The 16,501-nt window shown below is 68.0% G+C and carries 14 protein-coding genes; 3 read left to right on the forward strand and 11 right to left on the reverse strand.

The genetic code is table 11. The features are described from left to right. Positions 1-24 precede the first annotated feature (24 nt). Complete coding sequence (locus tag OEL49_RS03825; RefSeq protein WP_287874029.1) at positions 25-1,947, forward strand: ATP-binding cassette domain-containing protein; 1,923 nt, start codon at positions 25-27, stop codon at positions 1,945-1,947. On the opposite strand, the gene OEL49_RS03830 is transcribed toward OEL49_RS03825, so the two are convergent. The 8 genes from OEL49_RS03830 to OEL49_RS03865 all read right to left on the reverse strand — a co-directional run bounded on the left by OEL49_RS03830 (position 1,948) and on the right by OEL49_RS03865 (position 12,199). After that, positions 1,948-3,111: an ATP-binding protein gene (locus tag OEL49_RS03830; protein ID WP_014236957.1), complete on the reverse strand. Its 1,164-nt coding sequence runs from the start codon at positions 3,109-3,111 to the stop codon at positions 1,948-1,950. Between the two features lie 13 nt (positions 3,112-3,124). Next, positions 3,125-3,667 (reverse strand): response regulator, encoded by a 543-nt coding sequence (locus tag OEL49_RS03835; RefSeq protein WP_130458104.1) that lies wholly within the window; start codon positions 3,665-3,667, stop codon positions 3,125-3,127. After that, the gene (locus OEL49_RS03840; protein ID WP_130458105.1) at positions 3,660-4,973 is read right to left on the reverse strand and encodes an HD domain-containing phosphohydrolase; all 1,314 of its coding nucleotides are present in this window, start codon (positions 4,971-4,973) and stop codon (positions 3,660-3,662) included. Before OEL49_RS03840 ends, OEL49_RS03835 begins: the two co-directional genes overlap by 8 nt. Beyond that, a complete protein-coding gene (locus OEL49_RS03845) occupies positions 4,970-7,180 on the reverse strand; it encodes a PAS domain S-box protein (RefSeq protein ID WP_014236960.1) in 2,211 nt (736 codons plus the stop codon). Before OEL49_RS03845 ends, OEL49_RS03840 begins: the two co-directional genes overlap by 4 nt. Next, entirely contained in the window at positions 7,164-8,024 is an 861-nt protein-coding gene (locus tag OEL49_RS03850) for an HDOD domain-containing protein (protein WP_287874030.1), read from the reverse strand. Before OEL49_RS03850 ends, OEL49_RS03845 begins: the two co-directional genes overlap by 17 nt. 1 nt (position 8,025) lies before the next feature. Continuing rightward, the gene (locus OEL49_RS03855; protein ID WP_287874031.1) at positions 8,026-8,349 is read right to left on the reverse strand and encodes a hypothetical protein; all 324 of its coding nucleotides are present in this window, start codon (positions 8,347-8,349) and stop codon (positions 8,026-8,028) included. Continuing rightward, positions 8,346-10,886, reverse strand: a complete 2,541-nt coding sequence (locus tag OEL49_RS03860) for an EAL domain-containing protein (RefSeq protein WP_287874032.1) — start codon at positions 10,884-10,886, stop codon at positions 8,346-8,348. Before OEL49_RS03860 ends, OEL49_RS03855 begins: the two co-directional genes overlap by 4 nt. A gap of 143 nt (positions 10,887-11,029) precedes the next feature. Then, positions 11,030-12,199: a mandelate racemase/muconate lactonizing enzyme family protein gene (locus OEL49_RS03865; RefSeq protein ID WP_287874033.1), complete on the reverse strand. Its 1,170-nt coding sequence runs from the start codon at positions 12,197-12,199 to the stop codon at positions 11,030-11,032. 159 nt (positions 12,200-12,358) lie between these two features. Here OEL49_RS03865 and OEL49_RS03870 point away from each other — a divergent pair, with 159 nt between their 5' ends. Next, complete coding sequence (locus OEL49_RS03870) at positions 12,359-13,246, forward strand: LysR family transcriptional regulator (RefSeq protein ID WP_014236965.1); 888 nt, start codon at positions 12,359-12,361, stop codon at positions 13,244-13,246. Positions 13,247-13,291: 45 nt separating this feature from the next. Here the strand turns inward: OEL49_RS03870 and OEL49_RS03875 are convergent, their stop codons facing one another. From OEL49_RS03875 to OEL49_RS03885, 3 genes are read right to left on the reverse strand one after another with little or no spacing between them, the layout of a single operon-like run. Beyond that, the gene (locus OEL49_RS03875; RefSeq protein WP_014236966.1) at positions 13,292-13,663 is read right to left on the reverse strand and encodes a DUF1304 domain-containing protein; all 372 of its coding nucleotides are present in this window, start codon (positions 13,661-13,663) and stop codon (positions 13,292-13,294) included. A 36-nt stretch (positions 13,664-13,699) separates the two neighbouring features. Further along, on the reverse strand, positions 13,700-14,605 hold the full coding sequence (locus tag OEL49_RS03880; protein WP_014236967.1) for a GIDE domain-containing protein: 906 nt from the start codon (positions 14,603-14,605) through the stop codon (positions 13,700-13,702). After that, positions 14,602-15,174, reverse strand: a complete 573-nt coding sequence (locus tag OEL49_RS03885; protein WP_014236968.1) for a LemA family protein — start codon at positions 15,172-15,174, stop codon at positions 14,602-14,604. The genes OEL49_RS03880 and OEL49_RS03885 overlap by 4 nt, the downstream gene beginning before the upstream one ends. Before the next feature lie 105 nt (positions 15,175-15,279). Between OEL49_RS03885 and OEL49_RS03890 the strand changes: the two genes are divergently transcribed. Then, the gene (locus tag OEL49_RS03890) at positions 15,280-16,500 is read left to right on the forward strand and encodes an MFS transporter (protein WP_043798019.1); all 1,221 of its coding nucleotides are present in this window, start codon (positions 15,280-15,282) and stop codon (positions 16,498-16,500) included. The last annotated feature ends 1 nt before the right edge of the window (position 16,501 follow it).

Consider the following 16,501-nt stretch of genomic DNA (forward strand, 5'->3'; position numbering starts at 1 on the left):
CTTTGCTTCCACCGGCTGCCTCCCGTGCCCTACCTGCAACTCAAATCCGCCTGCCTTGCCTTTGGCCACGTGCCCCTGCTTGACCACGCCGACTTTCAGCTGGACCCGGGGGAACGGGTGGCCCTGATCGGCCGCAACGGCTGCGGCAAGTCCTCCCTGCTCAAGGCCCTGGCCGGCCAGGGCGGCCTGGACGACGGCGAGGTGTGGCGCCAGCCCGGCGCCCGCATCGGCTACGTGCCCCAGGAGCCGCCCTTCGATCCGGAGCAGAGCGTGTTCCAGGCCGTGGTCGGCGGCATGGGCGACACCTCGGCCCTGCTGGCCGAATACCATGAGGTGTCCCACTGCCTGGCGGAAGAGGGGGCCGACCATGAGGCCCTGCTGGCCCGCCTGCACCAGTTGCAGACCGACCTGGAGGCCCGCGGTGCCTGGGCCGTCAATGCCCAGGCTGAGGCCGCCATCCAGCGTTTTTCCCTGGACCCGGAGGCCCGGGTGGGCGGCCTTTCCGGCGGCCAGAAGAAGCGCCTGGCCCTGGCCCAGGCCCTGGCCGTGGCGCCGGAAGTGCTGCTGCTGGACGAACCCACCAACCACCTGGACGTGGGCGCCATCGCCTGGCTGGAAAACCTGCTTCTCGAAGCCAACGTTACCCTGCTCTTCATCACCCACGACCGGGCCTTCCTCAACCGCCTGGCCACCCGCATCGTGGAGCTGGACCGGGGCCAGCTGGTGAGCTTTCCCGGCAATTTCGCCGCCTACCAGGAGCGCAAGGAACGCATGCTGGCCGACGAGGCGGTGGTCAATGCCAAGTTCGACAAGTTCCTGGCCCAGGAAGAAGTGTGGATCCGCAAGGGCGTGGAGGCCCGGCGCACCCGCAACGAAGGCCGGGTGCTGCGCCTGGAGCAGCTGCGGCGCGAGCGGGCGGCCCGGCGCGAGCGCCAGGGCAAGGTGGAACTGGCCCTGGACTCGGGGGAGAAGAGCGGCAAGCTGGTGGCCGAACTCACCCATGTGACCAAGCGCTACGGCGAGCGCACCATCGTCCGCGATTTCTCCACCCGCCTCATGCGCGGCGACAAGATCGGCCTCATCGGCCCCAATGGCGCCGGCAAGACCACCCTGCTGCGCCTCATTCTGGGCGAGCTGCAGCCCGACGAGGGCAGCGTGCGCCAGGGCACCAAGGTGGAGGTGGCCTATTTCGACCAGTTCCGCAGCCAGCTGGATGAGGAGGCGGCCCTGGCCGACGTCATCTCCCCGGGCTCCGACTACGTGGAAATCGGCAACGAGAAAAAGCACGTCATCAGCTATCTGGGCGATTTCCTTTTCGCGCCCCAGCGGGCCCGTTCGCCGGTGAAGTCCCTCTCCGGCGGCGAGCGCAACCGCCTGCTGCTGGCCCGCCTCTTTGCCCGCCCCGCCAACGTGCTGGTGCTGGACGAGCCCACCAACGACCTGGACATCGAAACCCTGGAGCTACTGGAGCAGCTGCTGCAGGACTACCCGGGCACCCTGTTCCTGGTCAGCCATGACCGGGCCTTCCTCGACAACGTGGTGACCCAGACCATCGCCGCCGAAGGCGACGGGGTGTGGCATGAATATGCCGGCGGCTACAGCGACTGGTTTGCCTACCAGCAGAAGCGCCAGGTGGAGGAAAGCCAGGCGGCCAAGGCCCAGGCCAGGGAAGAGAAGGCGGCGGCGCCGAAGGAGGACAAAGCCGCCAAAGCCAAGCCGGTGAAGCTCAGCTACAAGGAAAACAAGGAGCTGGAAGCCCTGCCCGACCGCATTGCCGCCCTGGAGGCGGAGCAGGCCGGCCTCAGCCAGCGTCTGGAAGACCCGGGCCTGTACCAGCGGGACCCCCAGGAAGCCCAGCGCTGCTCCGCCAGACTGGGGGAGATCGACGAGGAACTGCTGCTCCTGCTGGAACGCTGGGAAGAGCTGGAAGCCAAGAGCAAGGGCTGATCAGGCCTGCTGCCCGGCGGCGGTGGCCTCTGCCGCCGGAGCGGCCTCCTCCCCGGCGGCGCTGGCTGCCGGCTGGTGGATGGGCAGGAATACCTGGAACAGGGTGCCCGCCCGCTCCTGGCTGTCCACCTCGATGCGGCCGTGGTGCTTCTGCACGATGCCGTAGGAGAGGGAGAGGCCCAGACCCGTGCCCTTGCCCACCGGCTTGGTGGTGAAGAAGGGGTCGAAGATGCGCTTCAGGTTTTCCGGCGGGATGCCGGCGCCGGTGTCGGCGATGCTGATGCAGACCTCCCCGCTTTCCGGCAGGTGGCGCGTGGCCACGTTGATGACGCCCTTGTCCTTGATGGCGTGGGCCGCATTCACCAGCAGGTTGAGGAAGACCTGGTTGAGCTGGTTCTGGTTGGCCTCGATCAAGGGCAGTTCCCCCAGCTCGGTGATGACCTCGGCCTTGTACTTCAGCTCGTTGTTGACGATGTTGAGGGTGGAGACGATGCCCGGGTTGAGGTCGATCCAGGCGAACTTGCCTTCGTCCGGGTGGGAGAAGTCCCGCAGGTCCTGCACGATCTTGCGCACCCGGCTGACCCCGTCCCGGGATTCGCTGAGCAGCTTGGGCACGTCTTCCCGCAGGAATTCCAGGTCGTAGCGCTCGCAGCTTTCCCGGATCTTGCGCCCCAGGGGCGAATCGTCGGGCAGGCCGGCGGCCACTTCCTCCAGCAGGTCGGTGAGGGCGAAGAGGTCCTCCACGTAGCCGGCCAGGGTGTTGATGTTGGACTGCACGAAGCCCACCGGGTTGTTGATCTCGTGGGCCACCCCCGCCGCCAGCTGGCCGATGGAGGCCATCTTTTCCGAATACAGGAGCTGCCGCTTGGCATCCTCGAGCCGGGTGATGAGGGCCGCCTGCTCGCCTTTTTCCCGCTGCAGGGCCTCTTCCGTCTCGGTGCGCTCGGCCAGTTCTCGGCGCAGGTCGTCGTTGCGCCGGTTGAGTTCTTTCGAAGTGAGGTTGAGGGCCTGTTCCCGCAGCAGCAGGTCCCGGTCCAGCTGCTCGTAGGATTCGCCGATGGCGTTGAACAGGTGCTCCCAGGCCGCATCGCCCGGGGGCGGCAGGACCGTTTCCGGGTGTTCGCCCAGGTGGCGGCGAATCTGGCGTTCGAGCAGGGGGTGCATGGCGGCGGCCCCTTCAATCGTCGAGATGGATGGCCCCGTCGGGGCCCCAGTTGACCCGGGTGATGCCCGGTTCCTCCGCCTCCAGGCGGCGCCGTTCGATTTCCTCCGGGCTCAGCTGGCCCAGCTGCCGCTGCCGTTCCAGGGCCAGCTGGCGGTCCGCCTCCTGGCGGCCGAATTCCGCATAGGCGCCCTGCAGCACACTGCATACCTCCTCGTCGTCCCAGGGCTTGATCAGGTAGCGGTGCAGGCCCACGGCATTCACCGCACTCACCAGCACGTCGAAGTCGGCGGCGCCGGAGAGCATGAGGCGCAGGGCATGGGGCTGGATTTCGGCGAATTCCTTGAGGAAGGCGATGCCGTCCATCTCGGCCATGCGGTAGTCGCTCACCACCAGGGCGAAGGGCACTTCCCAGGCCCGCGCCAGGGCGGCCCGGGGGGAGGTGAAGGTTTCCACTTCGGGGCCGGCCGGCAGTTGGCGGTGCAGCAGACGGGCCAGGGCCGACAGGACGGCGGGCTCGTCGTCCACGAGCAGGATGCGGGGTGGGCGGTTATTCATGATCGACGATCTTCGGTGGATGGATGTGGAGGGTGATGCGGCCGCCGAATTCGCTCTTCTCGTATTCGCGAATCTGCCGGATCAGGTTTTCATCCAGGACATAGTCGGCGGCCAGCAGCAGGATGCCGTCGCGGCTGAGGAAATCCCGGGCCAGGACCATGCCCGGCTCCAGTTCGGCGGGCAGCAGGGGCAGGCCCACCGGCGGCGGCTCCTTGATGCCGCCGCAGACCACCAGGAAGGCATCCACCACCGCCGGGTCGTAACGCCGGCCCCGGCTTTTGTCGATGAACTCCAGGGCGGCCTGCTCGTTCAGCTTCTTGCCGTTGAGGGTGCCCTGGATGAGGCCGTCGTAGTCGTTGGCCACCGCCAGGATGCGGGCCCCCAGGGGAATGGCCCCTTCCATTTCGCCGGCGGGGTAGCCCTGGCCGTCCACCCGTTCGTGGTGGCTGCGGATCAGGCGGGCGGCGCCGCGCAGGTCCTCCAGGGCCATCAGGGCCTGTTCGCCCTTGAGCGGATGCTTGCGCCACAGGCCCCGCTCCTCCGGGGTCATCTGCAGTTCGTTCTTGGCCAGCAGGTGGTCGGGCAGGCCGATCTTGCCGATGTCGTGCAGCAGGCCGGCGAGGAACACGTCCTGGCTGTCCCGGGGCGACAGGTTCATCTGCTTGGCGGTCTTGCGGGAGAGGTCCGCCACCCGGCGGGAGTGGCCGGCCATGCGGCCTTCCCGCAGTTCGATGAGGTTGGCGAAGACCCGGATCGAGGTCATGAAGCTGGTCTTCAGCTTCTCGTTGGCCAGGGCCAGTTCCTGGGTACGGGCCTGGACCTTCTCCTCCAGGCTGGCGTTGAGGCTTTTCAGCTCCTCGTTCTGCCGCCGGGTCAGTTCTTCCAGGCGGGCCTTTTCCCGCTCCAGGGCCTTGCGCTCCAGCACGTCCTTCACCGTCAGCATGACTTCGCTGTCATTCCAGGGCTTGGCGATGTAGCGGTAGATCTCGCCCTGGTTGATGGCGGCCACGGTGGATTCGATGTCGGCGTAGCCGGTGAGCAGGATGCGCGCCGCCTTGGGCCAGCGGGCCCTGACCTGGGCGAGGAAGCGGGCGCCGTCCATCTCCGGCATGCGCATGTCGGAGATGACCACGTCCACCTCGCCGTTTTCCGCTTCCAGCAGTTGCAGGCCCTCGGCGCCGCTGTTGCCGAGCAGGACCTTGTAGCCGGCGGGGCGGAACAGGCGGCGCAGGGCGGCGAGGATGTTGGCCTCGTCGTCCACGCACAGGATGGTGGCGGGGGGGACGGGCAGGTTGCCGTCACTCATGGGGTTGCTCCCTCTTTTGGCTGGCTGACCGGCAGGACGATGCGGAAGGTGGTGCCCTTACCCAGCTCGCTGCTGACGGTGATCTGGCCGTGGTGCTTCTGCACGATGCCGTAGGACAAGGATAAGCCAAGCCCGGTGCCTTTGCCCACGGGCTTGGTGGTGAAGAAGGGGTCGAACAGGCGGTGCATGTTTTCGGGGGAGATGCCGCTGCCGTTGTCCTCCACTTCCAGCCATACCTGGTGCGCCGGCTCGTCGTGACCGCTGCGCAGGGTGATGCGGCCCATCTGGCCCTCGGGCATGGCGTGGGCCGAGTTCACCAGCAGGTTGAGGAATACCTGGTTGAGCTGGGAGGGCAGGCATTCCACCTCCGGCAGTTGGCCGTATTCCCGGACCACCTCGGCCCGGTACTTGATCTCGTTGTTGACGATGTTGAGGGTGGAGTCCAGGCCCTGGTGCAGGTCGGCCCACTGCCAGTCCTGGGAGGCGTCGAGACGGGAGAAGTCCTTCAGGTCGGCGACGATCTTGCGCACCCGGTCGATGCCGTCCCGGGACTGGGTCACCAGGCTGGGCAGATCCTCCAGCAGGAAGTCGAAGTCCAGGTCCTGCTTGACCCGGGCCACGGCCTGGGCCGCCGGGTGCTCGGACGGCAGCTGGGCCACCGCCGTCGCCAGGGAGTCGAGCACCGTCTGCATGTCCTCCAGGTAGCGGCCCAGGGTGGACAGGTTGGATTGCACGTAGCCGATGGGATTGTTGATCTCGTGGGCGACGCCGGCGGCCAGCTGGCCGATGGAGGCCATCTTCTCCGACTGCACCAGCTGCTCCTGGGCTTCCTGCAGGCGCTTGTTCACCTCCAGCAGTTCGGCGTTGCGCTGGCGCAGCTCGTTCTCCGAAGCTTCCCGCCGCCGCACGTCCTCCTCCAGGGCCTGCTTGGCCAGGGAGAGCTGGGCGGTGCGCCGCTCCACCAGGATCTCCAGCTTGGTGTGGGCATTGCGCAGGGCCTCCTCGGCCTCCTTGCGCTCGGTCACGTCCACCAGGGTCTCGATGGCGCCGATGATGCGGCCCTGGGCATCCTTGAGGGGGGCGGCGGTGAAGAACAGCCAGCGGCCCCGGTCGCCGAAATTGGGGAAGAAGGATTCCACCTCGTAGGCCCCGGGAATGATGGGGGAGCGGCGGAAGGTGTCGCCGTAGAGGCCGGTGATGCGGCTGTCGGCGGTGCCGTCCACCACCAGCTCGGCCAGCACCGGGCGCTCTTCGGCATAGAAGCCGGACCAGGCCCGGGTGCTGCCGATGATCTTCTCCCCGGGCATGCCGGTGACCAGGGCGCAGGCCGCGTTCCAGTGGGTCACCCGGTGCTCCGCGTCGATGACGAAGGTGGGCACCGGGTCGCCGTCGATGATCTGCTGCAGCATCTGCTGGGTGCTGCGCTGGGCCGCCTCGGCCCGCTTGCGTTCGGTGATGTCGATGGCCGTGCCGAGACCGGCATAGCCGCCCTCGTATTCGATGCGGGCGGCGGTGATCTCCATCCAGATGGTCTTGCCCGCCTTGGTGACGAAAGGGGCCTCGTAGGTGGCCGGCATGGCCTCGCCGCGCAGGCGGGCGGCGGCCCGTTCCTGCAGGAGGTCGCGCACCGAGGGATGGGCCAGGTCGAAGAAGCTCATCTGCAGCAGCTCGGCCCGGCTGTAGCCGGTCAGGCGCTCCATGGCCCGGTTCACGTAGAGCATGGGGCCGCCCTTGTAGAGGATCACGGCGGCGCTGATGGTTTCGGTGAGGCCGCGGAAGCGGGCCTCGCTGCTGCGCAGCTGCTGCTCGGCCTCGACGATGCGGGTGATGTCCGAACCCAGGCCGACGTAGCGGCGGGGCAGGTTGCCCTCTGCCGGCAGGGGCACCACGGTCAGCTCGATCCAGTATTCGGAGCCGTCCTTGCGCCGGTTGGACATTTCGCCGCGCCATTCGAAGCCGGCCCGCACCGTCTGCCACAGCTCGGCGAAGAACTCGGGCGGATGGCGGCCGGTGGCCAGCACGCTGTAGTTGTGCTGCAGCAGCTCATCCGGCCGGTAGCCGCAGGCTTCGCACATGCGCTCGTTCACGTAGAGGATGGCGCCCTGGTCGTCGGCCACGCTCACCTGCAGGTGGCGCAGCAGCACTTCCCCGTGCAGCAGCTCGGGCAGGCCGGGGGGGATCGGACCGGGATCAGGCAAGGAGGGCATGCAGGGTATCCTCGAACTCGTTGGCGATCTGGTCCAGGGTCGGCGCCAGCCGGGCCCAGTCGATGTTGAGCCGGTTCCAGGCCGTGTCGGAAAGGGGCGGCACCGGTTCTTCCAGGGGGGTGGAGAATTCCAGGCCGTGGGCCAGGACGTTGGCGACGTGGGTCAGATCCACCAGGGAGTCGGCCCGGGCCTCGTCGGGCTGATGATGCAGGGCGATGGCTTCCCTCATGCTCTGGGGCAGGCCCCAGCGGGTGGCCAGCATGGCGCCGGCCTCGGCATGGGTGAGGCCCAGGTATTCCAGTTCGGCGGCCACCAGGGGCAGTTCGTGGCCCTGGCTGCGGGCCAGGACGGCGGCGTAGTGGCGGGGGAAGGCGACGCACAGCACCAGCTGGCCGATGTCGTGCAGCAGGCCGGCGGTGAAGGCGGCCTCGGCGTTGCGGCCGCTGAGCATGGCCAGGTGCCGGGCCGCCACGGCGGTGCCGACGCTATGGCGCCAGAAGGTGCGGGGCGAGAAGTTGCGGCCCGGCTTGAGGCTGGCGAGGGCCTGTACGGCGGCGGAAATGACCAGGGAACGCACGGCGCGAAAGCCGAGCACGACGATGGCCTCCTGGATCGAGCCGACCATGCCCGGCATGCCGTAGAAGGGCGAGTTGGCCACCCGCAGGGCCCGGGCCGCCAGGACCTGGTCGGCGGCGATGCGCCGGGCCAGGGGCGTCACGTCCAGCTCCTCGATGGCGTCGCCGCTGAGCAGCTCGGCCGCCACGCTGGGCAGGCTGGGCAGGGCAGCGATGCGGGCGGCGACGGTGTCCCGGTCCGGCGGCGGAGGGCAGGCCTGGGGCGACATCTCAGGGCATCTCCAGTTGCCGCTGCAACAGGACCTGGAACAGGGCCCGGCTGGCCTGACCGTGTCCGGCGTGGGTAAAGCGCCGCTCCATGCGCAGGCGGGCCTCCCCTTCGCGGCGGGCTATTTCCTCCGGGGTGGGCGGCGGAGGGGGCGGCGGCACCGGCACCGTGGCGATGCCCTGGCGGGCCAGCTGCTGCAGGCGGTGGGCATCGAGCCGGGAGCCGGCGGTGAGCAGCAACTGGCCTTCCCCGTCCGCCAGGTCGGCGGCCAGGGGGGTGCCGGGGATCACCTCGGCCAGGGGCAGCCAGAGCGGTTTCTGGTTCATGACGGACTCGTCGGCATCAGGGTGATGGCCAGGCCCCGTCCGGCGGAGGCGAGGCCGAGGGAATGGCTGCGGGCCAGGAAGGTGCGCTCGCGCAGCTGCAGGGGCGTTTCCTTGACGCCCTGGCGCAGCAGCAGGTCGCAGGTGGCCGGGGGCAGGACGGAGTCCAGGGGCTCGCCCAGCAGCCCGCCCTGGGAGCCGAGGAGGTTTTCGGCCTGGCCGTTCATGGTGACGATGATGCCTTCGTCGTCCACCCCGAGCAGGGGCCAGGGCAGGATTTCCAGCACTTCGTGCAGCACGTCCAGGGCCGTCTCGTTGCGGTTGATGCGCTGCTCCCGCTCTTCCAGCAGCTGCTGCAGGCGGCCGTTGGCGCTTTCCAGTTCCCGGTTGGCCAGCTGCACGGCGCTGGAGAGGCGCCGGTTCTCGTCCGCCAGTTCCTTCTGGTGGAAGGCCTCGGCGATGTGCTCCTTGAGCTGCTCGTCGTCCCAGGGTTTGGTCAGGAACTTGTAGATGGCGCCCTCGTTGATGGCGCTGGTGACGGATTGCAGCTCGGTATAGCCGGAGAGGACGATGCGGATGCTTTCCGGATGCAGCACCTTGGCCCGGCGTAGGAATTCCACCCCGGTCATGCCGGGCATGCGCTGGTCGGAAATGATGACGTCCACCGGGTGTTCGGCCAGGAGCTTGAGGCCTTCCTCGCCGCCGCTGGCGATCCGGATGTCGTAGCCTTCCTTGCGCAGCAGGCGCTTCATGGCGGAGAGGATGTTTTCCTCGTCGTCCACCAGGAGCAGGGTGCGCTTTCTTTCCCGGGGATGGATCAGATCCTCGGGGATGGTCTTGCCGTTTTCCAGCATGATTTCCATCTCCTCCGCCGGAACCGGCCGGCTGAAATAATACCCCTGGATTTCGTCGCAGCGGTTGGCGATGAGCAGGGCGAGCTGGGCTTCCGTTTCCACCCCCTCGGCGATGACCTTCATCTGCAGGGCATGGGCCATGGTGATGACGGCTCGGGTGATGGAGACGTCGTTGGGGTCGGCGACGATGTCCTGGACGAAGGAGCGGTCCACCTTCACCGCATCCAGGGGAAAGCGCTTCAGGTAGGAGAGGCTGGAATAGCCGGTGCCGAAGTCGTCCACCGACAGGCGCACGCCCAGGGCCCGCAGTTCGCCCAGGGTGGCGATGGTCTCCTCCACGTCCTCCATCAGCATGGATTCGGTCAGTTCCAGTTCCAGCCAGCGGGCGGCCAGCCCGGTTTCCTCCAGGACCTGGCGCACCTGCTGCACCAGGTTGCCCTCCCGCAGCTGCCGGGCCGAGAGATTGACAGCCACGGAGAACGGGCCCAGGCCCCGGGCATGCCAGCGACTGGCCTGGAGGCAGGCCTGGTGCATGACCCAGCGGCCCACGGCCACCACCTGGCCGCTTTCCTCCATGGCCTGGATGAATTCGGCGGGGGAAATGAGGCCGTGCTGGGGATGCTGCCAGCGGATCAGGGCTTCGGCGCCGATGATGGTGCCGTTGTTGCAGCTCACCTTGGGCTGGTAATGCAGGACGAACTGGTTTTCCTGCACCGCCAGGCGCAGGGCCTGTTCCGTCTGCTGGCGGCTGCGCAGGCGCTCGTTGGCGGCAGCCTCGAAGAAGCGGAAAGTGCCGCCGCCGTGCTGCTTGGCGTCGTGCAGGGCAGTCTCGGCCCGGTACAGCAGCTGGTCGGCGGAAGTGCCGTCGGAGGGATAGACGGCGATGCCCAGGCTGGCACCCAGATAGACGTCGCTGCCCTCCACCTCGAGGGAGGTGGCGGTGAGGTCGATCAGGCGGCGGGCGGCCTGGGAGATGTCGAGGCCGCCCTCGTCCGTCAGCAGCAGGCCGAACAGGTCGCCTCCCAGGCGGCCCAGCAGGTCGCCGCCGCGCAGGTCCCGGCGCAGGCGCTGGGCCAGCTGGGCCAGGGCGGCGTCGCCGATGCGGTAGCCCAGGTTCTCATTGACGTTCTGGAAGCCGTCCAGGCCCAGGCAGAGCAGGGCGGCCTGGCTCTGCCGGCGCTCGGCGTGGCGCAGGGCTTCCACCAGCTGTTCGCGGAACTGGTTGCGGTTGGGCAGGCCGGTGAGGCCGTCGAAATGGGTCAGGTGGTGAGCCCGGGCCTCGGCCGCCAGGACGTCGGAAACGTCGAAGGCGATGCCGCCGATGGTGTGGGGCCGGGGACCGTCGCCGATGGCAAAGCTCTTCATGTGCAGCCAGCGCACCTCCTCCCGCTCGGTGAGAATGCGGAAGCGGATGTCCAGGCCGCCGTGGGGCCGGCGCCGGATGGCGTCCCGCAGGCGTTGCTGCTCCTCCGGATGGACCTGGTGAAGCCAGTCATGGCGGTCCTGGTAGAGGCTTTCCCGGCTGGCGCCCCACACCTTCTCGTAGGCCGGGTTGGCGTAGATCACCTGGCGCGAGGCCACGTCCACCAGCCACAGACTTTCCGGCAGGAACTCTGCCATCTGGGCGATGCGCTCTGCCACGGCGTCGCTGGGGCCGGTGCAGGGGACGTGGGTGAAAGGGGGCATGGGGCGGCCTGGGAGGATTTTCTGGTGTATTTGTAGCAAATATCCCTGCTGGCATACACCTAGGTCAAACCCCAGTCGCTGGGCCCCCAGGGGCTGGCCGCCGCTGGCGGGCCGGGCCGGCTGGCCGCAAGCGGCGCCCCTGCTCAGGCTTCGCCCAGGGCCTTCATCTCGGCGTAGAGGTCGGCCTTGCCTTCGAAGCCGATGCCCGGCAGTTCCGGCAGGGTGACGATGCTGTCCTTCACCTGCACCCCGTCGGGGAAGCCGCCGAAGGGCTGGAACAGGTCCGGGTAGGATTCGTTGCCGCCCAGCCCCAGGCCGGCGGCGATGGCCAGGGACATCTGGTGGCCGCCGTGGGGAATGCAGCGGGAGGGGCTCCAGCCGTGCTCCTTGAGCATGTCCAGGGTGCGCAGGTATTCCACCAGGCCGTAGGAGAGGGCGCAGTCGAACTGCAGCCAGTCCCGGTCGGCCCGCATGCCGCCGTAGCGGATGAGGTTGCGGGCGTCCTGCATGGAGAAGAGGTTCTCGCCGGTGGCCATGGGACCTTCGTAGTGATTGGCCAGCTCGGCCTGCAGGGCGTAATCCAGGGGATCGCCGGCCTCCTCGTACCAGAACAGGTCGTACTGGGAGAGGGCCTTGGCGTAGTCGATGGCGGTGGGCAGATCGAAGCGGCCGTTGGCATCCACCGCCAGCTTGCAGCCGGCAGGCAGGATGGAGAGCACGGCCTCGATGCGCTTCAGATCGTCGGCCAGGGTGCCGCCGCCGATCTTCTTCTTCACCACCTTGTAGCCCCGGTCCAGGTAGCCCTGCATCTCGTTCTTCAGGGCCTGCAGGTCCTGGCCCGGCCAGTAGTAACCGCCGGCGGCGTAGACGAAGACCTCCCGCTTTGGGGTGCCGTTGCCGTAGCGTTCGGCCAGCAGCTGGTAGAGGGGCTTGCCCTCGATCTTGGCCACCGCGTCCCAGATGGCCATGTCCAGTGTGCCCACGGCGACGGAGCGCTCGCCGTGGCCGCCGGGCTTCTCGTTGTTCATCATGCAGGCCCACACCTTGTGGGGGTCCAGGTTGTTGCCGGATTCGTCGAGCAGGGAATCGGGGGCGGCTTCGAGGATGCGGGGACGGAAGCGTTCCCGGATCAGGCTGCCTTGGCCGTAGCGGCCGTTGGAATTGAAGCCGTAGCCCACCACCGGCTTGCCGTCGCGGATGACGTCGGTGACCACGGCCACCAGGGACAGGGTCATCTTGGAGAAGTCGATGTAGGCGTTGCGGATGGGGGAGGAGATGGGCCGGGTCACTTCCCGGATATCGACGATGCGCATGGGGCTTTCCTTCTTAGCGTAATTGACAGGGGTCAGCAGGAGCCGGCAGGGCGGCGGAAGGGCTGGAGTACGGAGCGAAGGTTAGTCCCGCTGCACTGGTTTATAGTTGAGCCATATTCACAACATTGATGAACAATAGTTATCAATGAGAGGCGCCCCATGAATACCGCTTCCGAACTGGAATTTTTCGTTCTCCTGGCCCGCCAGGGCAGCCTGGCCGCCGCCGCCCGGGAACTCAACCTCACCGCCCCGGCCCTGAGCAAGCGCCTGGCTCAGCTGGAATCACGGCTGGGGGTGCGGCTGGTGCAGCGCACCACCCGGCGCATGAGCCTGACCGCCGAAGGGGAGGTGTTCCTGGCTCGGGCCCGGACCATCCTGGAAGACATCCGGGAGCTGGAGAACGAGGTGGCCGGCAGCAAGGCGGCACCCCGGGGGCGGCTGCGCATCAACGCCACCCTGGGCTTCGGGCGCAGCCACATCGCCCCCCTGGTGAGTGAGTTCGTGCGCCAGCACCCGGCGGTGGAAGTGCAGCTGCAACTCACCGACCGGCCCCTCAACCTGGCGGAGCAGGGCTTCGACCTGGGCCTGCGCTTCGGCGAGCCGCCGGACGCCCGCCTGGCGGCGCGCAAGATCATGTCCAACCGCCGCTTCGTCTGCGCCTCGCCCCTCTACCTGGAGGCCCACGGCGAGCCGCAAAGCCCGGAGGAACTGGCCCGCCACGCCTGCATCATCCACCGCCAGAACGACGAGGATTACCACCTGTGGCGTTTCACCAAGGGCAAGGACAGCGTGGCGGTGAAGGTGCGGGGCGGCCTGTCGAGCAACGACGGCGACGTGGTGCAGCAATGGGCTCTGGAAGGCCAGGGCCTGGTGGTGCGCTCCGAATGGGATGCGGCCAAATACCTGGAGAGCGGCCGCCTGCGGGCGGTGCTGGGGGAATGGTCCCTGCCGCCGGCGGACCTCTACGCCATCTACCCGCCCCGCCTCAATCTCTCGGCCCGGCTGCGGGCCTTCCTGGATTTTCTGGCGGCCCGCTTCAATCCCTGATGGCCACCCGGCCTGGTGCGCCGGCCCTGGCCGGGCGCGGGCGGCTTACAGTGCCGCCAGCAGATTGAGCCCCAGGGCCAGGGCTCCGGGCAGGGCCTGGACGAAGAGGATGCGGCGGCTGGCGGTGGCGGCGCCGAAGATGCCGGCTACCACCACGCAACCGAGGAAGAAGCAGCGGATGGAGAAGCCGGCCTCGCCCGGCAGCAGCCCCCACAGCAGGCCGGCGGCCAGGAAGCCGTTGTAGAGGCCCTGGTTGGCGGCCAGGACCCGGGTGGCGGCGGCGAACTCCGGTGTCAGGCCGAAGGCCTTGCGGCCCTTCGGGGTGTTCCAGCAGAACATTTCCAGCACCAGGATGTAGGCGTGGAGCAGGGCCACCAGCAGGGTGGCGATGGCGGCAGCGGTGCTGAGGACGGTCATGTTGTCTCCTTGGGGGATGGGCGGCGCCCGGTTTTTTTATAGTTGTTGCCAGACCCAGGGCAGGGCGCCCAGGGCGGCGAAAAAGACGGCCAGGTGGAAGAGGGCCCACAGGCCGTAGCGCCGGGCCAGCTTTTCCGGCGCCAGATTGGCAATGAGGTAGAGCCGACCGCCATCGGGGCGGCCCATGAGGTGGATGTCGGGAACGGCCCGGGCCTGGCGGTGCAGCTGCGCCACCTCGCGCCGGGCGGCCTGGCGAGCCAGCCGCCATTCCTCCATGTCCAGCTCGCCGTCGCCGTTGAGGTCGAAGCGCCGGTGCAGTTCCTCCGGGTTGCGCTTCCACTCGGCCAGCACCTGCTTCAGGTCCTCCGCCGGGTCCAGCAGGGCGTCGCCGCCGCCCCGGGTGTGGAAGCCGCCTAGGACATAGATGTCGTCGCCGTCCCGCAGGGTCCATTCGGTATGGCGGTAGTCACCCTCGCTCCACTGCTGCTTGTGCCGGGTGTGGATTTCGGCACCGGCCGGGTCCACGGCGCAGAGGCCGCTGCCGTCGTCGAGGACGAAGGAAGCCTCGCTTTCGTCCCGGTTGATGACCTTCCACTGGTTTTCCGAATCCTTCTGCTCCGTGGTGTTGCGATACCACAGGCAGCGGCCGCCGCTGAGGGGCGAGACCAGGGGCAGGCCGGCCATGGGGCGGCCGTTGCCCTGCAGTTCGACGTAGCCCTGGGCGGCGGAAGCGATGCGGGAGGTGGGGGTGTCGGCGATGGCCCGGCGCCGCTTGAGGGCGCCGCTCCAGGCCCACAGGCTGAGCAGGGCCATCAGCCCGAGGCAGACGCTCCAGCCCAGGGGAGATTCGGTCTGGGCCCCGATCACCAGCAGGGCCAGCTGGGCGCCCGAGGTGATCCACTGGCCCGTTTGCCAGTGGAGCTTGAAGTGGCGGGGGATCAACTGAAGAGCTGCTTGATGTCCACGTCCGCCTTTTCGGCGGCGGCAAATTCCAGCAGGGGCTGGGGATCGAAGCGGAAGAGGCGGGCGATGATGGCGTCGGGGAACTGGTCGACCCGCACGTTGTTGATGTTCACCGCCTCGTTGTACAGCTCGCGGCGGTCGGCGATGGAATTTTCCAGGGCGGTGATGCGCTGCTGCAGCTGCATGAAGTGCTCGTTGGCCTTGAGTTCGGGATAGGCCTCGGCGACGGCGAAGAGCCGGCCAAGACCCAGGCGCAGGGCGCCTTCCGCCTCGCCCAGGGCGCCCACATCCTGGGCCTGACGGGCACTCTGCACCTGGCTGCGGGCCTCGATCACCCGTTGCAGGGTGCTCTGTTCGAATTCCTTGTACTGCTTGCACACCTCCACCAGCTTGGGCAGTTCGTCGTGGCGCTGCTTGAGCAGCACGTCGATATTGGCCCAGGCCTTGGCGACGCCGTGCTTGAGACCCACCAGTCCGTTGTAGAGGGTGATGCCGTAGATCAGGGCCACCACCACCAGGCCGAGGAAAATCATGCCGCCTACGCTCATTGTCAGCGCTCCCTGTTGATTGACGTGGGAATAATACCGGCTTTGAACTGTGCCGTCCCCGGCCTGCCTATAATGGCGGACCCCATGCTGCAGAGAACAAACAACATGTCCCCATCGAGCCCGTCCGCCTGGCGCACGCCGACCCTGATCCTGGTGTGCGGCTGCATCATCCTCACTCTCTCCATGGGCATCCGCCATACCGGCGGCCTCTTCCTGCAGCCCATGACCGGCGCCCTGGGCTGGAACCGGGAAGTCTTCTCCTTCGCCTTCGCCATCCAGAACCTGGTGTGGGGCCTGGGCTCGCCTTTCGCCGGCGCCTTCGCCGACCGCTACGGGGCCGGCCGGGTGATCGCCGCCTCGGCCCTGCTCTATGTCGTGGGCCTGGCCCTGATGGCCGTTTCCAGCACCGGCCTGGCTCTCGACCTGTCCGCCGGGGTACTGGTGGGCCTGGGGCTGTCGGGCACCACCTTCGCCGTCATCATGGGTGTCATCGGCCGCCACACGACGCCGGAAAAGCGCAGCCTGGCCTTGGGCATCGCCAGCGCCGGCGGCTCCTTCGGCCAGTTCGCCGTGCTGCCCATCGGCCAGGCCCTGATCAGCAGCTTCGGCTGGCAGGCCGCCCTGTTCCTCCTGGCCTGCGGCGTCGGCCTCATCGCGCCCCTGGCCTATGCCATGGCCGACGGCCACAAGCATGTGAGCGGCGCCGGCCAGTCCGCCGGGGCCGCCCTGGTGGAGGCGGGCGGGCAGAGGAGTTTCCACTACCTGTTCTGGAGCTACTTCGTGTGCGGCTTCCAGACCGCCTTCATCATGCTGCACCTGCCGTCCTTCGCCGTGGATTCGGGCTTCTCCGCCAACGTCGGCATGACCGGCATCGCCCTCATCGGCCTCTTCAACATCTTCGGCTCCTTCCTCTTCGGCTGGGCCGGCGGCAAGGGCAGCAAGAAAAACCTGCTGATGCTGATCTACGGCGCCCGGGTGGTGGTCATCGGCGCCTTCATGCTGGCCCCCTTGTCGGTGGCCAGCATCTGGATCTTCTCCGCCTGCATGGGCCTGCTGTGGCTGGCCACGGTGCCCCTCACCAACGGGCTCATCGCCCAGGTCTTCGGCCTGCGCTTCATGTCCATGCTGGCCGGCATCGTCTTCCTCGGCCACCAGCTGGGCAGCTTCCTCGGCGCCTGGCTGGGCGGCATGATCTTCGACAAGACCGGCTCCTACGACCTGGCCTGGCTGCTCTCCATCGGCCTTTCGGTGATCGCCGCCATCCTCTGCTGGCCCATTGACGAGCGGCCCGTGCAGCGGGCCGAGCCGAAGCCGGCAGGTGCCTGAA

Source organism: Azospira sp., assembly GCF_030247495.1.
In the GTDB taxonomy this organism is placed as follows: domain Bacteria; phylum Pseudomonadota; class Gammaproteobacteria; order Burkholderiales; family Rhodocyclaceae; genus Azospira; species Azospira oryzae.